Here is a 16,627-nt window from a genome sequence, read left to right as displayed (position 1 = left end):
TTACCACGCGGATGTCAGACGACACCCGATTCGACCCCACCGACCGGTCGCAGTACGAACTCACTCGGGCGGCGAACGTCGTCGTCCCGCTGTCCCCCGTCCGAAAGGCCCGGATCTGCGGGACGCTGGCTCTCTTCGGGGCACTGACGGGCCCGCTCGTCGCGACCCTCCCCCCGGCCGTCCGCGAGGCGAACTTCTCCGGGCCGCCGCTCGCCGCCCACCTCGGCGTCGTGGCAGTCGTGTTGGCGGGGACGGTCGCCGCCGGCGGAGCCGGCCTCGGGCTCGTCGCGCTCCAGCGCCGGCTCGCGCGCGGTCCCGAACCGAGCGACGACCAGGTCTGGACGTTCCTCGCCCTCGAGGACGCGCTGACCGGGATCGGCTTCGTCACCGGCGGACTCGGCGTCGGCGTCGGCTTGGTCCTGCTGGCGAGCGGGCACTGGGGCGTCGAGGCCCTCGAAGCGCTCCGCCGCAACGGCGTCGAGCCGTACCTCTCTATGGGAGCGATTCCGACGACGCCCCTGCTAGCGACGGCGGCCGGACTGATCGCCGGTCTCGGGGTCCTCACGGCGACCGTCGTCGCGGTCGACGGCGAGTGACGCCGGTCGAGGCCGCGTCGCTCGGGCGGCCGTCACGCCGGATCCGTCGGATCTCTCCCGTCCGGGCCACCATCGTCGCTCTCACTCAGCTCGACGCCGAGGGCGTCGTAGCCGGCCGCAGTGTCGCCGGCGAGCCCCTCGAACAGTTCCCGAGCCCGTCGCCGGGCTTCGGGCGTGACCGCGACGCGGACCATCCCCTCGCCGGGCTGTCCGTAGACGACGGTGGACCCGAGCGGGGCCGCGAGCATCGCCGGCAGCGCCGCCAGGTCCTCCTCGCCGGTCACTTCGATCGTCACCGGCTCGTCCGCCGCGAGCGCCTCGGCGAGCGCGTCGAGCAGCGCCGCTGACAGCGCCGCGGCCGGGTTTTCGACCGCGATCCGCCGCTCCTCCGTCGCCGCGAGCGCGGTCTCGATCTCCTCGCGGACCGCCTCGCGCTCCGTCTTCCCGTCGACCAACGCCACGTCCGGGACGCGGCCGGCCTCTCGGAGGTGGTAGGTGACCACGTCGCCGACCGCGATCAGCTGCGGCGGTCCCCCCGCGGACGAGCCGCGTCGCTCGCGGGCCTCGTCGACGGCCTCCAAGAGCGCGCCGGCGTCCGTCGTCACCGGTCCCAGCGGCTCCTTGAAGGCGTCGCGGAGCGATTCGGGGAGGGTGAGGAGCGGGTCGCTCATCGGCTTCGTCCGGCGGCGCGGCGTTGAGTCACCGCACCTTGAGCGCGTACGCGCCCGCCTCGGAGACGTTCATCTCCTCGGCGATATCGCTGTCCTCGGGCTTGGTGATGATGACGTAGCCCGCCCAGTCCTCCGTCAGCGACGACGACCCGCAGAGCGCGCAGGTCTGAGCGTCCGGGTCGTTGACGTGGTGACACTCCCGGCACGCCAGGCGGTCCTCGGCCATCAGTCGGCCTCCTCACCGGTCTGTTCGCGGTGCTTCCGCTGCCCTTCGAGCCAGTCGTGCTTCCCGAGGCCGGGCTGTTTCGCCGTGAGCCCGATCTTCGAGTCCCGGGGGTTGCGCTCGTCGATGCTCTTGGTGACGACGCGGACGCGCACCGCGTCGTCGACCCCGAGCGTCTTGTCGGAGTCCGACGAGGCGAGCTGCTGGTTCGCGCCGTCGAACGTGAGGTACTCGTCGGTGATCTGCGAGACGTGGAGCAGCCCGTCCACCGGTCCGATCCCGACGAAGGCGCCGAACTCGACCGTCTCGACGACGGTTCCGTCGGCGACCTCCTGCATGTCGGGGTCGTAGGTGAGCGCGTCGAACTCCGCCTCGTAGTAGACGCCGGGCCGGTTGTGTAACACCGCCCCCTCGCCGATGTCGTGAACCTCGATGACGCTCACGACGCTGCCGACGTCCTCGTCCATCCGTCCTTCCAGCTTGTCCTGAAGCAGGGCTTTCACCCGCTCGTCGGTGACGTCCGCCAAGTGCTTCGGCGGGACCTCGACCGTGTCCTTGAGTCGAACTCGTTTGTACATGTTGTTGGTTGTCCGCGGCCGCTAGGGTTCCGTTATCGCCAGTGTGTTCCGACCCCTTAAACCGATTACTGGTGCGTCCGCCGCCAGCACCCGTTTCGCGAGGGGGCCGTCGTTGGTGACGACGGCGTCGACCCGGCCGGCCGCGGCCAAGGCGACGAGCGCGTCGTCGGCGTACGATTCGTCCGTCTCCACCGCCTCCGCCCGCTCCGCGAGGTCCGCGCCCACGCTCGCCGCGGTCGCCTCCGCGCCGTTCCCGGCCTGAAGCCCGTCGAGCTCCGCCAGGACCGCCGCCGGCACCACGGTCTCGTAGCCGCCGAGGAGCCGATCCAACTCCTCGAACAGCCGCAGGTCGGCCTCGACCGGCGCCATCAGCGCGCTCGCGTCGAGCGCGACGACGGGAACGCCGCTTCCCCCGAGCCCCTCTGCGCGGTCGTCGTCCGCGGGCGTCGCGTCGGGACCGTCTGCGGGGGCGTCGTCGGCCACGCTACGTGAGCGTTCCGACGCCGATGAGCCGCCAGCGCGCGCCGACGCGCCGGTTGATCGCGATCTGCGCGCCCTCCTCGGCGCAGACGGGCCGCTTGAGGCTCACCTCGCACTCACCGTCGCGCGCGCTCGTCACCGCGCCGACCGTCGTCGCGGTACCGACCGTGAGCATCAGGGGCTCGCCGGTGCTGATCTCCTCGATGTCGCTCTCGCCGCTCTCGTCGTCTTCCTTGCCGACGACGCGCTCGAGCAGGTCGACCGTCATCTCGAACTCCTCGCGGGTCGGGGGGAGCGTCCCCGGCTCGCCGGCGACCTGGCCGGCGAGGGCGTCGCCCTTCGTCAGGCTCGGGTCGAGCCCGGTGCCGACGCCGAGGAGGCCGCCCGGGTGGGCGGTGTCGACGTCGCGGTTGCCGGCTTGGAGCGACCGGACGGTCGTCTCCAGCGGCCGCCACTCCGTCTGGCCTTCCTCGTCCACCTCGCGCCCCGGTCGGATCTCCAGCCCGTCGCCGACCGACAGCTCGCCGCTGACGAGCGATCCGCCGACGACGCCGCCCTTCAGGTCCTCGGCGGTCGCGCCGGGGCGGTTGATGTCGAACGAGCGGGCGGCGTACATCCGGGCGCTCTCGCCCGGGTCGCGGTCCGGCGTCGGGATCTCGGACTCGACCGCGTCGATGAGTAGGTCGAGGTTGACCTCCTGCTGGGCCGAGACGGGGACGATCGGCGCGTCCTCCGCGACGGTTCCCTCGACGAACTCCTGGATCTGCTCGTAGTTGTCGACGGCGCGGTCGCGGCTCACCAGGTCGACCTTGTTCTGCGCGATGACGATGTTCTCGATCCCGATGAGATCGAGCGCCATCAGGTGCTCTTCCGTCTGGGCCTGCGGGACGTCCTCGGTCGCGCTCACGACTAGGACCGCCCCGTCCATGATCGACGCGCCCGAGAGCATCGTCGCCATCAGCGTCTCGTGGCCCGGCGCGTCGACGAACGACACCGTTCGGATCGGTTCGCTCTCGGAGCCGTCCTCGCACTCCTCGTCGACGGTGTAACACTCGGGCTCGTCGACGCCGGGGCAGCGCCGGAACGTCGCGTCCGCGTACCCCAGCCGAATCGAGATGCCGCGTTTCATCTCCTCGCTGTGCTGGTCGGTCCACGAGCCGGACAACGCCTGTACGAGCGTCGTCTTCCCGTGGTCGACGTGACCGACGAGACCGATGTTCACCTCCGGTTGTGTGTTGGCTTCAGTCACTGTTGGACCTCCTAACGGAGTAGTCTTATGCGAATTTCGCCCCGTGCGAGTGATAAAGTTGCTGTTATAGCGGCGTCAGCGCGCGCGACAACCCGGGGCGAGGTCGCGAGCGGTCGCCGTTCGGCGCGGGGCGCTCCACCTTCGACGCGGCTTTACGGCTCACCCGCGAATCTTCGACCGACATGGGATACGCGTGCCCCGTCTGCGACACCCCGCAGCGCGACGGCGAACACCTCGCGCATCACCTCGCGTTCACGGCGATGCTCCACGGCGGCGACCACGAGGCGTGGCTCGACGAACGCGTCGACGACTGGAGCGACCGCGAACCGGCGGAACTCGCGGCCGAGGTGACGCCGCACGCCGACGACGCCGAGTACGACGAGGTGTTCGAGGACACGGTCCCCCGAGGCCGCCCGGACGTCGGAATGGGGTCGGGCGGGGACGCGGCTCCCTCAGACCACGCTCACGACCACGGCCACGCCGACCCCGCTTCCGGGGCCGGCGTCCCGGATCCCGACGCCGTCGACGACCCAGCGGTCGCCGAAGCGCTCCGCGAGGCGCGCGAGATGACCAGAAACGCGGCCGCAGACGACGCCGATGAGGAGTCCGATTCCGCCGACCCCGACCCCGCCGCGTAGCGGAACGCCCTTGCCCGCCCCCGGTCAATCGTGTCCATGGAGACCAGAGGCACGTTCGCCCCCCAGACGCGCGCCGAGGCGCTCGAACGGTACGAGGAGGTCGGTCCGGTCGCGCAGGTGGTCGTCCGCGAGGCGACGAAGGCGATGTCGTTCGGCGCCGACGAGTACGACGAGCGCGTCACCCCTGAGGTGATCCGAACCGCCCGCGACGCGACGTTCGCCGAGCTGCTCGCGGTCCACGTCGGCGAGGGCGACGAGTTCGACGCGTGGCTCGCCGACAGCGAGTTCGACGAGGACGCGGTCGTACGGATCGGCTCCGACAGCGTCGACAACGTCGTCTGGCACCCGATTCCCTTCGCGGACACCGTCGTCGCGGCGACGTACCAAGAGGAGCCGGACGCGGCGGCCAGCACCCTCCGGCGCAACGCCTTCGGGCGTGTGTACCGCGAGGAGTTCTACGAGTCGGGGCGGTAATCGGCCGACCGACACGAACGCCGGAGCGGCGGCTCTCCGAGCGGAACGGAAACCGCAAAACCCGGACCGCGGGTGCCGTCCGAACGGCGGCCCCGGCCTTACAGGCGACCGACGTTCTCGACGTTGACGGACTCGACGTCCTCGACCTGCGAGAACGCCTCCTCGACGGCCTCGGTGCCGCCGGCGCCGTCGGGGACGATGACGGTCGGCAGGAGCGCGACCAGCCCGAACGCGACGTCGTCGCGCTCGAAGCCGCGGATCTTCGCGCCCTCGGGGAGGACCTCCTCCAACCGGTCCTGTAGCTCGTCGAGGTCGACCTCGGGGCTGTTCGGCATGACCTTGATCTTGGCGGCGACGTCGCCCATCTCAGGGCCCCCGGAAGCCGCAGTCGTGGCACTCGTAGAGGTTGCTCTGCTTCCGGCACTTCGCGCACCGGTAGATGGTGGCGCCGCAGTCCGGGCAGGAGAACTGCGCGGCGTTCATCCCGGACACCTGAATCCCACAGGAGACGCACTGCGGGGTGGCTTGAGAGTCGCTCTGGCTCATACACGTACCTACCGGCCGCGACTTTTAACCGTTGTTCTTTGCCTCGGAACCCTCCGTGCGTGACGGTACCGTGCCGCTGCTCGGGCGATCCGCCGCGTCCCGCCGCGGTCTCCGCGACGTCTCACCCGGCGATCAGCGGTCCGATCAACACGCCCATCAGGTGGACGCGCCGCGCGCCGACCCGGGGCGGGGCGAGCCCCAGCGCGCCGGCGACGATCAGGACGCCGACGCCGAACGCCCCGGCGAACGCGTACGAAACGAGCGCGAGCAGCCCCAACACGCCGACAGAGAGCCGGGTGTAGTCGGCGTTCCCGACGATCCGGAGGTACGGGTCGCCGACGAGCACGACCAGCGCGAACCCGAAACACGCCGCGGTCGCGGCCGCGACGAGCAGCAACGGGAGCGCGAACGGCACGCCAGCGCGGTCGATCGCCACGGTCACGCCCGTGCGGGGCGTCCCGAGCGCGACCAGCGCGAACAGCGCAAAGATCGTGTTCGCGGTGTTCGCGCCGCTCGTCGCCACCACGAACCCGCGGTCGACCGACTCGGAGGGCACCGCCGGCATCGCGGCCACGGCGGCGATGGCTGCCGACACGCCCGGCACGTAGCCGACCACCGCGCCGGCGAGCGAGCCGGCACCGGCGCTCGTTCCGAGGTCGCGCGCGTCCATCGCGATCTGCGGGTCGGCCTGCGGCGGGACGCCGTCGCCGCCGAGCGCGTCGACGAGGACCGGAACGCCGAACAGCCCGGCGAAGAGCGGCGCGAGGACGCCGCCGGTCGACAGCGGGGCCGCGGGGTCGGCGTCGAGCGTCGCGAGGCCGAGCGCGGCGCTCGCGAGGAAGGCGACGAGTCCGCCGACCGCCGCCCGCCGCGACGACTCCGTCAGGACGAGCGCGACGACGACGGCGCCGAGCAGCAGCGGGAGGTGCGCCCGCAGCGTCGGGTACCACCGGATCATGAGCCACGTGATCGGGCCCGCCAGCGGCACCGCGAGCGCGACCGCCAACCCAGAGCCGACGGCGGAGAGGCGGACCACCTCTCTCCCCCGCCCCGCGATCACCAACCGATGACCGGGAAGCGCGGCGACCGCGGTCGCGGCGTCGGGGACGCCCAGCGCGAGCGCGGGGACGATGTCGAGGAACGAGTGGACGACGCCGGCGCCGAGCATCGCGACCCCGACGAACAGCGGATCGGCGGGTACCGACGGCGCGAACCCGGCCAAGAGCAGCGCGAAGTTGTTGGCGTGGAGCCCCGGGACCAGCCCGCTCGCGGTCCCGAGCGCGACCCCGGCGAGGAGGAAGGCAAGCGCCCCGGCCGCGAACGCCGGGTCGACCGTCGGCCGCACGAGCGCGTCCATCGAGGCGGCGTGGCCGCGGCTCCGGACTTAAGCGGTCGGACGGTCGGACCCGTCGGCAGAACCGGACGATTCGAACCGAGCGGTTACGCGTTCTGCGCCGCCTGCGACTTCTTCTGGGTGACGTAGCCGGCGATCCGGTTACGGACTCCCTTCGACTCGACGGTCGTCAGCGCCGTGACGCTCTCCTTGTTCGTCTCGAAGTCCGCGTTGAACGAGTCGGGATACTGCTCCAGCAGGAGGTTCCCGAGCTGTTTGATGTACTTGGGTTTGATGGCCATACCGAGCGGTACCGGCGGCCCGAACTAAAAGGGTTCGTTCCGCCGCGAGCGGCCGCGAGGCGCGCTCCCGGCGGCCGAAGCGAGCCCCGGTCGCTCCCGCCCCGTCACTCGCCGTCGCGCTCGCGCCACCCGGTCGCCTCGTCGATGCGATCGAACGCCTCGCGCTCGGCCGGCCCGCCGCAGCGCTCCACCACGTCGGCGAAGTAGCGGAGCCGGTCGAGCAGCTCGGCCGTGTCGAACGACGGCACGTCCAGCCGCGAGGCGGCCACCGTCGCGTCGACGACCGCGCCGAACCCCCGGTTGACGGTGGGAACGCGCTCGGCGACGACCGCCGACTCGACCGGCGACAGCTCCCACGTCCGGATCGTGGTCTCGCCCTCGGCCTCGGCCGCGACCTCCTCCGCGCGCACCTCGACCCACGCGTCGGCGCTCGGGAGGACGGGGTCGTCCGTCTCCCGGACCGTCAGCGCCGCGTCGACGAACGTCCGCGGGTCGACGGTGAACTGGACCACGCCGCCCCCGCGCTCGGCGAAGTTCCGCCACGTCCGGGTGCGGCCGTAGGTGCGCGCGGTGACCGGCTCGTCCGGCTCGTCCGGGGCGTGAACTCCGAGCGCAGCGACGTTCCACCGGTCGTTCGGCCCGCGCGTCGTCACCACCGACTCCGTGACGCCCCGGAGCGGCACCGGCCACCCGTCCGGGGCTACGCCGACGGACCCCTCGTCCGGCGTTCCATCGCTCACGGCGCCACCTCCGCGCCGCGCCGGAGCGCGACGAACAGCGCCGCGCAGGTGAGGTCGGCGGTCGTGCCGGGGTTGATCCCCTCGGCGACGAACGCCGCCGCCAGCGACTCCGCGGCGTCGAGGTCGGCGCCGTGAACGGCCTCGGCGTCGACCGCGGAGACGTCTCCGACGGGGTTGCTCGGGTCGCTGCCGTCCGGATACAGGATCTCTCTCGCCCGCGCGCTCGCCTCGCGGGCCGTCTCCGCCCCCCGAGTCGACGCGACGAGGGTGTCTGGCTCCGCGGCGAGCAGCCCGAGGAACGCCCGCGCCGCCCGGTCGGCCAGCGGCCCCTCGTCCGTCAGGATCCACTCGGCCGCGCGGAACGTCCGCGGGAACCCCTCGACCCACTCCGCCGCGTTGCGGTCCGGGACGCGGTCAGAGGCGGCCGAGCCGCCCGCCGCCCCAGCGTCGACCGGGTCCGCTGACAGCGCGAGCACGTCCCGAAGCGTCGTCTCGCGCTCGCGGAGCGCGGGCTCGGCGGCGCCCCCGCGGCGCACGTCGAGGTCGGCCGCGCCCTCCGGCGGGTCGTCGACCGCGACGTCGACGACCTCGAACACCCGGTAGAACGCGACCGCATCGTCGACGGTCGTCGACCGACAGACCGCGTCCACGCCGGCGGGGGAGAGGTCGCGGTCGGGGTCCGCAGCCGCCCGCACCAGCGGGACGAGCAGCAGGAGACAGCCGAACTGGGTGTTCGTGCCGGCGCGTGCGGCCATCCCCTCCACGGCCCGCTCGAAGGCCGCGCCGACCGCGGGCCGCTCGGCGACGCCGCCGTCGGTCTCGGCAGCCAGTTCGAGCCCCGGCCGGGCGCCGACCGCGCCGCCGAGGAACGCCTCGAACCGGAGGTCGTCGAGGTCGCGGCGGCGGTCCACGTTCCCGGGCTTCGGCGTGCCGGCCACCTCCACCAGGAGCGCGAGCGTCGCGTCGTCGACGGGGTCCGTCGCCCCGCTCGGCGTCACGTCTCCCGCCGGTTTCGTCGCGTCTCCTGTCGGGCGCTCGTCACCGCTCACGGCCGCACCTCCGGCCCGGGATCCGCTTCGCCGGCGCGCTCCCGCAGCGATCCCGCCCGCCACTCATCGACAGCGTCCGCGACGCGCGCGAGGACCGGCGGGTCCTCCGTCGGGCGCCCCGCGCTCACCGCGTCGGCCCCGTGCGCGGCGTATTCGGCGACCGTCTCGCGGCCTCGGACGCCGTTGTTGGCGACGACTGTCAGGTCGGCGAGGCGGTCTCCGCCCCCGGATGCCGCGTCGACCGCCGCTGCGAGGTCCGCGATCACCGCCTCCGAGTCCATCGCGTCGACGTGGAGCCAGTCCGCGCCCGCGCTCGCGACGCGCTCCGCGACGGCGACGAGGTCGACGCCGGGCACCTCGGCGCGGACCTTCACGCTCGTCGTCGCGCCCGTCCCGCTCGCGGCGGCGACGTACCGCGTCAACCGGGCCGGATCGCGGAGCAGCGACTCGCCGCAGCCGACCGCGCGGAGTTCGGGCTGCCGACAGTGGGCGTTGACCTCGCAGACCGCGCCGCGGTCGGCGCAGATCCGCGCGGCCTTCCGGACCGGCTCCGGCGCCGCGCTCCGGACGTTGACCCCCGGCCGGACCGGAACCTCGGCGAGCGCGTCGATCTGGTCGGCGACGAACCCGAGCGGGTCGGTCGGGAGGAACTCCGATCGCCCGCGCGCGACGAGATCGCGGGCGGCCGCCCGACTGGCGGGATCGAGCGCGACCCCGCCGAGTAGCGCGGCGTCGACGTGCTCGGCCGCAGCGCGGGCCCACTCGCTGTCGGCCGCGCCGCTGAGGCTCGCGGCGACGAGGAACGGATCGTCGCCCGCGGACGCTCCGGCCGCGTCGGCGCGCCGGGTCACTCCGCCCCCTCCCGCGGCGCCCCCGCGTCCGCCGCGCCGCCGGCGACCGCCGTCAGCGCTCGTTCGCAGGCCCGGGCGACGCGCTCGGCGTCGTCGACGCCGTCGATCTCCGTGTCGGTGCGCTCGACGTGTCGGTCGAGGTCGGTCGGGTCGTCGTCGTCGAGGACGAACGCGTCCGCGAAGGGGTACGCTTCGGCCACCCCCGCTGTCGAGGGCTCGCGGCCGACGCCCGCCATCAGCTCCGCGGCCGGGCCGGAGAACACCTCGTCGCCGACGAACGGCGAGACGGCGACCACGGGCGTCTCGCGGAGCGCGCGCTCGAACCCGGGGAGCGCCAGCATCGGGCCGAGGCTCGTCACCGGGTTCGAGGGGCCGATCACGACCGGATCGGCGAGCGCCGCCAGCGCGGCGTCGGTCGGTTCCGCGTCGGCCGCCCCCCGGAACTCCACGTCGGCGACCGCGGGCTCGGCGCGGCGCGCGACCCAGTACTCCTGGAAGTGGATGGTCTCGCCGCCCTCGGTGTGGACCAGCGTCGCCACCGCGTCGTCGGACATCGGGAGGAGGTCGACGTCGAGGTCGAACGCCGCGGCGAGGACGCGGACCGCCTCGGTGAGCGACTTCCCCTCGTCGAGCAGGCCCGTGCGCGTGAGGTGGACCGCGCGGTCGCGGTCGCCGATCTCCATGAACTCGCCGACCGCGGAGAACCGCCGCCAGCGGGCGATCTCGCGGCCAGCGGTCTGCGTCGCGTCGTCGAGGTAGCGCGGGGTCCCCGGCTCGCCGTCGAGCGCGTCGCCCGCGGCGCTCGCGAGGCGGGAGAGCTCCTCGTGGGTCGCGGTCGTGTCGCCGTCGATCCCCCACCACGTCTCGCGGTCGAGGACGCCGCCGCCCGCGAACAGCACGGTGTCGACGTCGGGGCAGACGAGGTGACCGCCGATCTCGACGTCGTCGCCGGTGTTGGCGACGACCGCGGTCTCGGACGGATCGAACACCCGGGCCGCGCCGTCGAGGAGCTTCGGCGTGCCCGTCCCCCCGGCGAGGAAGGTTACCATACCGGCGCAAGGCGACGGTCGGGCTTGTATCCTCGCCTCCGCGGGCGACGAGGTACGACCGGTGCTACCAGTGGCGGTCCCCTCGAGTCACCGTCGCGGGGGCAGTCGACGGAGGCGCTGAAAGCCGCCAATAGGTGTCGAAAGCTACATATCAGACGAACCGAAAGAACCGTCTCGACACCGTCCTGTCCCCTCATGAATTTCACGACCGAAGCACACCTCGATGAATATATCATCGACGGAGAAAACACGGTCTCGTTTTCTGCGTCCGACGGGGAACTCACCTACCGTCGGCCGTCCGCGGACGAACCCGTCTCGATCCCGGTCCGCGATATCACAAGCGTCGAGTTCGAGCGGGACACGAGCCTCCACCGGCACACGTTCCTCGGACTGTTCTTCCTCGTCCTCTCGCTCGTCCTCACCGTCGGCGCTATCGGGCTGGTGTACACCGGACGCGTCGAGACCCGCCCCGAGATCGCGTTCGCGGCGTTCCTCGGGCTGTTCGCGGTCGGCGGCTGGAACACGACCCGCGACTTCCTCTCTCACTCGGACCGCGACGTGATCGACGTCTACGTCAACACCGAGGCGGAAACCCACGTCCTCTGCGGCGAGGTCGGTCACGCCGCGTTCGTCGACGCCTGCGGACAGCTCATCGACTCCGACGTTCCCACGACGAACCGCAACCGAAAGCTCGCGACCGCCCTCGAATAGCGCGGGTCCGTCGCCCGGCCGGGACGCCGCCTCGCCGCGCCGGACTCGCCGGCGGCTATTCGTGTGCGACGCTCGTCTGCATCCCCTCGGTGTTGAACGCGCTCCCGGCCGCGTCTGCGCCCGCCGCGGTCGGGTCGAGGACGATGACGCCCGCCCCCGACCCGGTCAGCTCCTCGAACTCCGCGATCGCCCGGTCCGCCGCCTCCTGCGCCCCGAGGCCGTCATCGAGGTGGCCGACCGCTCGTCGCGAGAGCGTCACCCGCGCGATGTCTTCGCCGGCGCCCGTCGCGCTCGCCCCGCCGGCCTCGGTACAAAAGAAGCCGGAGCCGACCTGCGGCACGTCGCCGACGCGCCCCGCGAGCGCGAACGACCGCCCGCCGGTCGAGGTGACCGCCGCGACGCGCTCCCCGTCGGTCGCGACCGCGCCGACGGTGTCGTGATCGGAGGCGCGGCCCGACGCCTCGACCCCCGTCCCGTCGCCGTCGTCCGGCCGCTCGCCGGCCCGATCGTCGCCCGACCCGAACCGCGACGCGAGCCAGTCGAGGTGCTCCCGCGGGCCGCCCCGCGGCGGGTCCTCCGCCTCGTATCGCTCCCGCGTCTCGTCGGTGAGCAGGGCGGCGCCCGTCTCGACGCCGAACTCCGCCGCGAGTTCGACGGCGTGTTCACCCGAGACGAAGACGTGCGGCGTCTCGTCACGGACGATCCGGGCGACGCTCGCCGCGTGTTCGACGCCCGGCATCGAGCAGGCCGCGCCGATCTCGCGGTCCGAGGTCATCACGCCCGCGTCGGTGCGGACGACGCCGTCGGACTGGACCGCGCCGCCGACGCCCGCGTTGAACCGGGGGTCCGATTCGAGGACGGCGACCGCCGACTCCACCGCGTCGAGCGGCGTCGCGGCGTCGGCGCCGCGCGCGGCCGCCTCGTCGAGGACCGCCTGCCTGGGCTCCGGGTCGTCCGGGGCGCCGCCGGCGCCGCCGTGAACGATGACTCGCATACCGGAGGCTCCCGCGGCGGCCACATAAGCGTCCGGAAGCCGGCGGCGACCGCTGGGGTCGACCGGCCTCCCGCTCCGCCGCCGCAAGACCTATTCCCGCCGCTGGGCGAGTCGGAGCCATCGTGACGACGGCCGATTCCGCCGGCGGCGCCGCCCCACGCCGCGCCGCGTTCCGGCTCCGCGCCGCGCTCCGCCGGCGACTCGGGATTGACCCCCGCGCGCTCGCCGCGTTCCGGATCGCGCTCGGCGCCGTCCTCCTCGTCGACCTCGCGCTCCGGTCGCGGAACCTCGTCGCCTTCTACACGGACGCCGGCGTCCTCCCGCGGGCGACGCTCACCGACGCGTATCCACTCGGCGCCCGCTTCTCGCTCCACGCCGTCTCCGGCGAGGCGTGGGCCGTCGCGCTGCTGTTCCTCGCCGCCGCGCTCGCCGCCGTCGCGCTCGCGGTCGGCCACCGGACCCGCGTCGCGGTCGTCGCCTCCCTGCTCCTGCTCGCGTCGCTTCAGGCGCGGAACCCCTTCGTCCTCAACGCCGGGGACACCCTCCTCCTCCAGCTGCTCGGCGCCGGACTCCTGTGCCCGCTCAGCGCTCGCTGGTCGGTCGACGCGGTCCGCCGCCGCGCCCCCGATGCCGCGGCCCCGCCCAGCGGCGACGGCCGCGACCGCGTCGCGGGCCCCGCATCGGCGCTCCTCCTGACGCTCGCGGTCGTCGTGTACGTCGCCAACGCGGTCGAGAAGCTCCGAGGGTCGATGTGGCCCGGCGGCGAGGCGGTCGCGCGCGTGTTCCGGCTCACCTACCTCCACGGCCCGCTCGGCGGGCTCGTCCCGGAGTGGCCGGCGCTGCTCTCGGCGGCCACCTACGGCTGGCTCGCGCTGCTCGTCGCCTCCCCGCTGCTGGTCGCGGCCGCCGGCCGGGTCCGGGCCGCGCTCGCGGGGACGTTCGTCGCCGCGCACCTCTCGATGGCCGCCGCGCTACAGATCGGCGTGTTCCCCGCGATCTCCGCGACCTCGCTGCTGCCCTTCTTCCCGCCGTTCGTCTGGGACCGCGTCGAGCGCGCGGTCGCCCCCGCCGCCGACCGGCTCCGCCGCCTCGCGGAGCGTCGGACCGGCTCCGCGGGACGACCGGCCGGTTCGCGGTCGCTCCGGGTCCTCCGCGAGGGAGTCGCGGCCGCGATCCCGGTCCTCGCCGCGGTCCTCCTCGTCGCGGTCGTCGCGTGGAACGGGATGGCGCTCGGGGCCGTCGAGACGCCCGACGCGGTCGCGTCGGTGTCCGACCCGACGGAGGGCGGCTGGACCATGTTCGCGCCGAACCCGCCCTCGACCGACGCGCGCGTGTCGGCGACCGCCGCGACCGCCGACGGCGACCGGATCGACGCGCTGTATGGCGACCGCGTCGCGCGCGACCGACCGCCCTCCGACGCCCGCGCGTACCCGACCGCGCGCTGGCGGAAGCTCCTCACGGCGCTCGCGAACAACCCTGACTCGGCCCGCGTCGACCCGCTGCTCGCGCACCTCTGCGACCGGGCGGGGGGCTTCGCCGAGGGTGGAGACGGCGCGATCCGGTCGGTCACGGTGTCGGCCGTCGACGTCGACGTGAGGGACGGGGAGACGCGGGTCGACGAACTCGGGACGCGCTCGTGCTCGGCGCCGTGAACGGGGCGCGAGACTCGATCGCGGACGTTTACTTTCGGACCGCCCGATACCCCTGTCGTGACAGCTCCGGAACCGACCGCGTCGCCGGGAAACTCGACGCCGGTGTCCGTCCTGCTCCCGACCGTCCGCTGGACCGACGCCTGCGACGAGGTGGCGGCCCAGCTCCGCGGGTCCGAGGCGCTCGGCGGTGAGGCGAGCGGCGCGGCCGACGACGACGCGGACGCCGACGAACTCCTCGTGATCTGCGACTCCCCGGACGACCCGGTCGCCGACCGGCGGGGAGACCTGCCGCCCCGCGTCCGGATCGTCATCGCCGGCGAACCGGAGGGGTGTTCCGGCAAGGCCAACGCGATCGCCGCCGGGATGGCGGCGGCCGCGAACGACCGGATCGCCTGGACGGACGACGACTTCCGCCATCCGCCCGACTGGCTGGCGACGCTCGACGCCGACTACGACCGGCAGGGGCCCACCACGGAGGTCCCGGTGTTCGTCGGGCTCGACCCGCTGGCTCGCCTGTTCGAACCCGCGTACGTGATCGGCGGGACGCTCGCGGTGTTCGCGGCCGGCGTCGCGTGGGGCGGCGCGGTAATATTCGAGCGCGAGGACCTCCGCGCCGGGGAGGCGGCGTTCCGCCGGGACCTCCTGCGGACGGTCAGCGACGACGGGACGCTCACCGACCACCTCGACGTGGCGTCGGTCGACCGGACGCGGTACGTCCGGGCGGGCGGGTCGGCCCGGGACTCGCTGGAGCGGTTCGTCCGCTTCCTGACGATCACCCGGTACCACGCCCCCGGGGCGACCGCGTTCAACGCCGCCTTCGGCGTCTCGATGGCGGCGCTCTGCCTGTTCGCGCCGGTCGCCGGGGTGACGCTCGTCACGGCCCTCGCCGGGGCGGCGTACGCCCGGTTCGGGATCCGGCGCGCGACGTTCCTGCTCGCCGCGCCGGGCGTGCTGATCGCGCCCCCGCTGATGGCGTACGCGTTCGCCCGCCGGACGTTCGTCTGGGGCGGGCGCCGCTACCGCTGGCGGTCGCTGTTCGACGTCGAGGTCGAGCCGATCTGACCGCGGGACACCGCGGGGAGGCGTCGGGGCCGCCCGCGGTGAGAACGGGAGAGACTGCGAGAGCGCCCGCGGCGAGAACCGGCAAAGGCTGCGAGCGCGACGCTCACGCCGAAAACGGCAACCACTTTAGGGGGCCACGGAAATCGTCGAACGTTCATGAGTTACGATAAAGTCGACGTCCCTGACGACGGCGAAGCGATCACGCTCGCCGACGAGGAGACCGGCGAGCTGAACGTGCCGTCGAACCCCATCATCCCGATCATCCACGGCGACGGAATCGGCACCGACGTCGGGCCGGCCGCACAGCAGGTGCTCGACGCCGCCGCGGAAGCGACCGGCCGATCCCTCTCGTGGATGCGCGTCTACGCCGGTGCCAGCGCCCGCGAGAAGTACGACGAGAACCTCCCCGAGGACACCGTCTCGGCCATCCGCGACCACCGCGTCGCGATCAAGGGCCCGCTGACGACCCCCGTCGGCGCCGGCTTCCGCTCGCTGAACGTCGCCCTCCGCAAGACGCTCGACCTGTTCGCGAACGTCCGTCCCACCTACCACCTCGAGGGCGTCCCGTCCCCCGTCAAGAGCCCCGGGGAGATGGACATGGTCACGTTCCGCGAGAACACCGAGGACGTCTACGCCGGCGTCGAGTGGGAGGCCGGTAGTGAGGGCGCGGAGCAGGTACGCGACTTCCTCGAGGACGACATGGGCATCGCGGACGTCATCCACGACGGTCCGGTCGGTATCGGCGTCAAGCCCATCTCCGAGTTCGGCTCCAAGCGCCTCATCCGCGAGGCCGTCGACTACGCGCTCGCGAACGACCGCGACTCGGTCACGCTCGTCCACAAGGGGAACATCATGAAGTTCACCGAGGGCGCCTTCCGCGACTGGGGCTACGAGGTCGCCGAGGAGGAGTACGGCGACGACGTGATCACCGAGGACCAGCTCTGGGAGGAGCACGACGGCGAGCAGCCGGAGGGCACCCTCGTCGTGAAAGACCGCATCGCGGACAACATGCTCCAGCAGCTGCTGACCCGCACCGACGAGTACTCCGTCATCGCGACGATGAACCTCAACGGCGACTACATGTCCGACGCCGCCGGCGCGCAGATCGGCGGCCTCGGCATCGCGCCCGGCATCAACCGCGGTCACGGCCGCTGTCTCGCCGAGCCCGTCCACGGCTCCGCGCCCAAGTACGCCGGCGAGGACAAGGTGAACCCCACCGCGATGATCCTCTCGGGCCGCGAGATGCTCGACTACCTCGGCTGGTCCGACGCCGCGGACCTCGTGCGCGACGCTGTCGAGGAGACCATCGCCTCGGGCAAGGTCACCTACGACCTCCACCGGCAGATCGAGGGCGGCGAGAAGCTCGCCACCAGCGAGTTCGCGGACGCCGTCGTCGACAAGATCGACGAACTGGCGTAAGGCTCCGTCG

General features: G+C 73.1%; 21 protein-coding genes. 7 read left to right on the top strand and 14 right to left on the bottom strand.

What is annotated here, in order from left to right; translation table 11 throughout:
- Window positions 1-11: 11 nt before the first annotated feature.
- The gene (locus tag B9H04_RS04510) at window positions 12-596 is read left to right on the top strand and encodes a hypothetical protein (protein WP_049930263.1); all 585 of its coding nucleotides are present in this window, start codon (window positions 12-14) and stop codon (window positions 594-596) included.
- Window positions 597-628: 32 nt separating this feature from the next.
- On the opposite strand, the gene B9H04_RS04505 is transcribed toward B9H04_RS04510, so the two are convergent.
- From B9H04_RS04505 to B9H04_RS04485, 5 genes are read right to left on the bottom strand one after another with little or no spacing between them, the layout of a single operon-like run.
- Window positions 629-1,267 carry a GTP-dependent dephospho-CoA kinase family protein gene (locus B9H04_RS04505; protein ID WP_049930264.1) on the bottom strand — a complete coding sequence of 213 codons (639 nt, stop codon included), beginning with the start codon at window positions 1,265-1,267 and terminating at the stop codon, window positions 629-631.
- A gap of 28 nt (window positions 1,268-1,295) precedes the next feature.
- Window positions 1,296-1,493 carry a transcription elongation factor subunit Spt4 gene (spt4, locus tag B9H04_RS04500; protein ID WP_006114409.1) on the bottom strand — a complete coding sequence of 66 codons (198 nt, stop codon included), beginning with the start codon at window positions 1,491-1,493 and terminating at the stop codon, window positions 1,296-1,298.
- On the bottom strand, window positions 1,493-2,068 hold the full coding sequence (locus B9H04_RS04495) for a DNA-directed RNA polymerase (protein ID WP_006114408.1): 576 nt from the start codon (window positions 2,066-2,068) through the stop codon (window positions 1,493-1,495). Before B9H04_RS04495 ends, spt4 begins: the two co-directional genes overlap by 1 nt.
- A 21-nt stretch (window positions 2,069-2,089) precedes the next feature.
- A complete protein-coding gene (locus B9H04_RS04490) occupies window positions 2,090-2,551 on the bottom strand; it encodes a DUF188 domain-containing protein (protein ID WP_049930267.1) in 462 nt (153 codons plus the stop codon).
- Between the two features lies 1 nt (window position 2,552).
- Window positions 2,553-3,797: a translation initiation factor IF-2 subunit gamma gene (locus tag B9H04_RS04485; protein WP_049930268.1), complete on the bottom strand. Its 1,245-nt coding sequence runs from the start codon at window positions 3,795-3,797 to the stop codon at window positions 2,553-2,555.
- 182 nt (window positions 3,798-3,979) lie between these two features.
- Here B9H04_RS04485 and B9H04_RS04480 point away from each other — a divergent pair, with 182 nt between their 5' ends.
- Window positions 3,980-4,435, top strand: coding sequence for a DUF5810 domain-containing protein (locus B9H04_RS04480; RefSeq protein WP_085682482.1), 456 nt, complete (start codon window positions 3,980-3,982; stop codon window positions 4,433-4,435).
- 36 nt (window positions 4,436-4,471) lie between these two features.
- Window positions 4,472-4,909 carry a DUF5809 family protein gene (locus B9H04_RS04475; RefSeq protein ID WP_049930273.1) on the top strand — a complete coding sequence of 146 codons (438 nt, stop codon included), beginning with the start codon at window positions 4,472-4,474 and terminating at the stop codon, window positions 4,907-4,909.
- A gap of 98 nt (window positions 4,910-5,007) precedes the next feature.
- Here the strand turns inward: B9H04_RS04475 and B9H04_RS04470 are convergent, their stop codons facing one another.
- The 8 genes from B9H04_RS04470 to cofD form a co-directional block, all read right to left on the bottom strand.
- On the bottom strand, window positions 5,008-5,274 hold the full coding sequence (locus tag B9H04_RS04470) for an elongation factor 1-beta (RefSeq protein WP_049930274.1): 267 nt from the start codon (window positions 5,272-5,274) through the stop codon (window positions 5,008-5,010).
- 1 nt (window position 5,275) lies between these two features.
- Window positions 5,276-5,455 (bottom strand): HVO_2753 family zinc finger protein, encoded by a 180-nt coding sequence (locus B9H04_RS04465; protein WP_049930276.1) that lies wholly within the window; start codon window positions 5,453-5,455, stop codon window positions 5,276-5,278.
- A gap of 121 nt (window positions 5,456-5,576) precedes the next feature.
- Window positions 5,577-6,812: a tripartite tricarboxylate transporter permease gene (locus B9H04_RS04460; protein ID WP_049930277.1), complete on the bottom strand. Its 1,236-nt coding sequence runs from the start codon at window positions 6,810-6,812 to the stop codon at window positions 5,577-5,579.
- A gap of 83 nt (window positions 6,813-6,895) precedes the next feature.
- On the bottom strand, window positions 6,896-7,090 hold the full coding sequence (locus B9H04_RS04455; RefSeq protein WP_049930279.1) for a 30S ribosomal protein S17e: 195 nt from the start codon (window positions 7,088-7,090) through the stop codon (window positions 6,896-6,898).
- 104 nt (window positions 7,091-7,194) lie between these two features.
- Complete coding sequence (locus B9H04_RS04450; RefSeq protein ID WP_049930281.1) at window positions 7,195-7,830, bottom strand: DUF447 domain-containing protein; 636 nt, start codon at window positions 7,828-7,830, stop codon at window positions 7,195-7,197.
- On the bottom strand, window positions 7,827-8,828 hold the full coding sequence (locus B9H04_RS04445; protein ID WP_049930679.1) for a triphosphoribosyl-dephospho-CoA synthase: 1,002 nt from the start codon (window positions 8,826-8,828) through the stop codon (window positions 7,827-7,829). Before B9H04_RS04445 ends, B9H04_RS04450 begins: the two co-directional genes overlap by 4 nt.
- 47 nt (window positions 8,829-8,875) lie before the next feature.
- Entirely contained in the window at window positions 8,876-9,730 is an 855-nt protein-coding gene (locus B9H04_RS04440; protein WP_049930282.1) for a tRNA-dihydrouridine synthase, read from the bottom strand.
- A complete protein-coding gene (gene cofD, locus B9H04_RS04435; RefSeq protein WP_049930284.1) occupies window positions 9,727-10,779 on the bottom strand; it encodes a 2-phospho-L-lactate transferase in 1,053 nt (350 codons plus the stop codon). Before cofD ends, B9H04_RS04440 begins: the two co-directional genes overlap by 4 nt.
- 195 nt (window positions 10,780-10,974) lie before the next feature.
- Between cofD and B9H04_RS04430 the strand changes: the two genes are divergently transcribed.
- Window positions 10,975-11,490, top strand: a complete 516-nt coding sequence (locus B9H04_RS04430; RefSeq protein WP_049930286.1) for a hypothetical protein — start codon at window positions 10,975-10,977, stop codon at window positions 11,488-11,490.
- 55 nt (window positions 11,491-11,545) lie between these two features.
- Here the strand turns inward: B9H04_RS04430 and B9H04_RS04425 are convergent, their stop codons facing one another.
- Entirely contained in the window at window positions 11,546-12,484 is a 939-nt protein-coding gene (locus B9H04_RS04425; protein ID WP_049930288.1) for an isoaspartyl peptidase/L-asparaginase, read from the bottom strand.
- A gap of 122 nt (window positions 12,485-12,606) precedes the next feature.
- Here B9H04_RS04425 and B9H04_RS04420 point away from each other — a divergent pair, with 122 nt between their 5' ends.
- From B9H04_RS04420 to icd, 3 genes are all read left to right on the top strand, one after another.
- Entirely contained in the window at window positions 12,607-14,136 is a 1,530-nt protein-coding gene (locus tag B9H04_RS04420) for an HTTM domain-containing protein (RefSeq protein ID WP_049930290.1), read from the top strand.
- A gap of 57 nt (window positions 14,137-14,193) precedes the next feature.
- Complete coding sequence (locus B9H04_RS04415; protein WP_049930293.1) at window positions 14,194-15,198, top strand: glycosyltransferase; 1,005 nt, start codon at window positions 14,194-14,196, stop codon at window positions 15,196-15,198.
- A 156-nt stretch (window positions 15,199-15,354) separates the two neighbouring features.
- Entirely contained in the window at window positions 15,355-16,617 is a 1,263-nt protein-coding gene (gene icd / locus B9H04_RS04410; RefSeq protein WP_049930294.1) for an isocitrate dehydrogenase (NADP(+)), read from the top strand.
- Window positions 16,618-16,627: the final 10 nt, after the last annotated feature.

Origin of the sequence: Halorubrum ezzemoulense DSM 17463 (assembly GCF_002114285.1) — an archaeon.
In the GTDB taxonomy this organism is placed as follows: Archaea; Halobacteriota; Halobacteria; order Halobacteriales; family Haloferacaceae; genus Halorubrum; species Halorubrum ezzemoulense.
Note: the sequence above shows the minus strand (reverse complement) of the source record. Positions and strands in the feature narration are given on the sequence as shown.

Coding starts and splice junctions, on each gene's coding strand:
- B9H04_RS04425 (WP_049930288.1), bottom strand. CDS start 12,484: ATGCGAGTCATCGTTCACGGCGGCGCCGGCGGCGCCCCGGACGACCCG.
- B9H04_RS04480 (WP_085682482.1), top strand. CDS start 3,980: ATGGGATACGCGTGCCCCGTCTGCGACACCCCGCAGCGCGACGGCGAA.
- B9H04_RS04430 (WP_049930286.1), top strand. CDS start 10,975: ATGAATTTCACGACCGAAGCACACCTCGATGAATATATCATCGACGGA.
- B9H04_RS04455 (WP_049930279.1), bottom strand. CDS start 7,090: ATGGCCATCAAACCCAAGTACATCAAACAGCTCGGGAACCTCCTGCTG.
- B9H04_RS04475 (WP_049930273.1), top strand. CDS start 4,472: ATGGAGACCAGAGGCACGTTCGCCCCCCAGACGCGCGCCGAGGCGCTC.
- B9H04_RS04460 (WP_049930277.1), bottom strand. CDS start 6,812: ATGGACGCGCTCGTGCGGCCGACGGTCGACCCGGCGTTCGCGGCCGGG.
- B9H04_RS04510 (WP_049930263.1), top strand. CDS start 12: ATGTCAGACGACACCCGATTCGACCCCACCGACCGGTCGCAGTACGAA.
- B9H04_RS04495 (WP_006114408.1), bottom strand. CDS start 2,068: ATGTACAAACGAGTTCGACTCAAGGACACGGTCGAGGTCCCGCCGAAG.
- B9H04_RS04465 (WP_049930276.1), bottom strand. CDS start 5,455: ATGAGCCAGAGCGACTCTCAAGCCACCCCGCAGTGCGTCTCCTGTGGG.
- cofD (WP_049930284.1), bottom strand. CDS start 10,779: ATGGTAACCTTCCTCGCCGGGGGGACGGGCACGCCGAAGCTCCTCGAC.
- B9H04_RS04470 (WP_049930274.1), bottom strand. CDS start 5,274: ATGGGCGACGTCGCCGCCAAGATCAAGGTCATGCCGAACAGCCCCGAG.
- icd (WP_049930294.1), top strand. CDS start 15,355: ATGAGTTACGATAAAGTCGACGTCCCTGACGACGGCGAAGCGATCACG.
- spt4 (WP_006114409.1), bottom strand. CDS start 1,493: ATGGCCGAGGACCGCCTGGCGTGCCGGGAGTGTCACCACGTCAACGAC.
- B9H04_RS04505 (WP_049930264.1), bottom strand. CDS start 1,267: ATGAGCGACCCGCTCCTCACCCTCCCCGAATCGCTCCGCGACGCCTTC.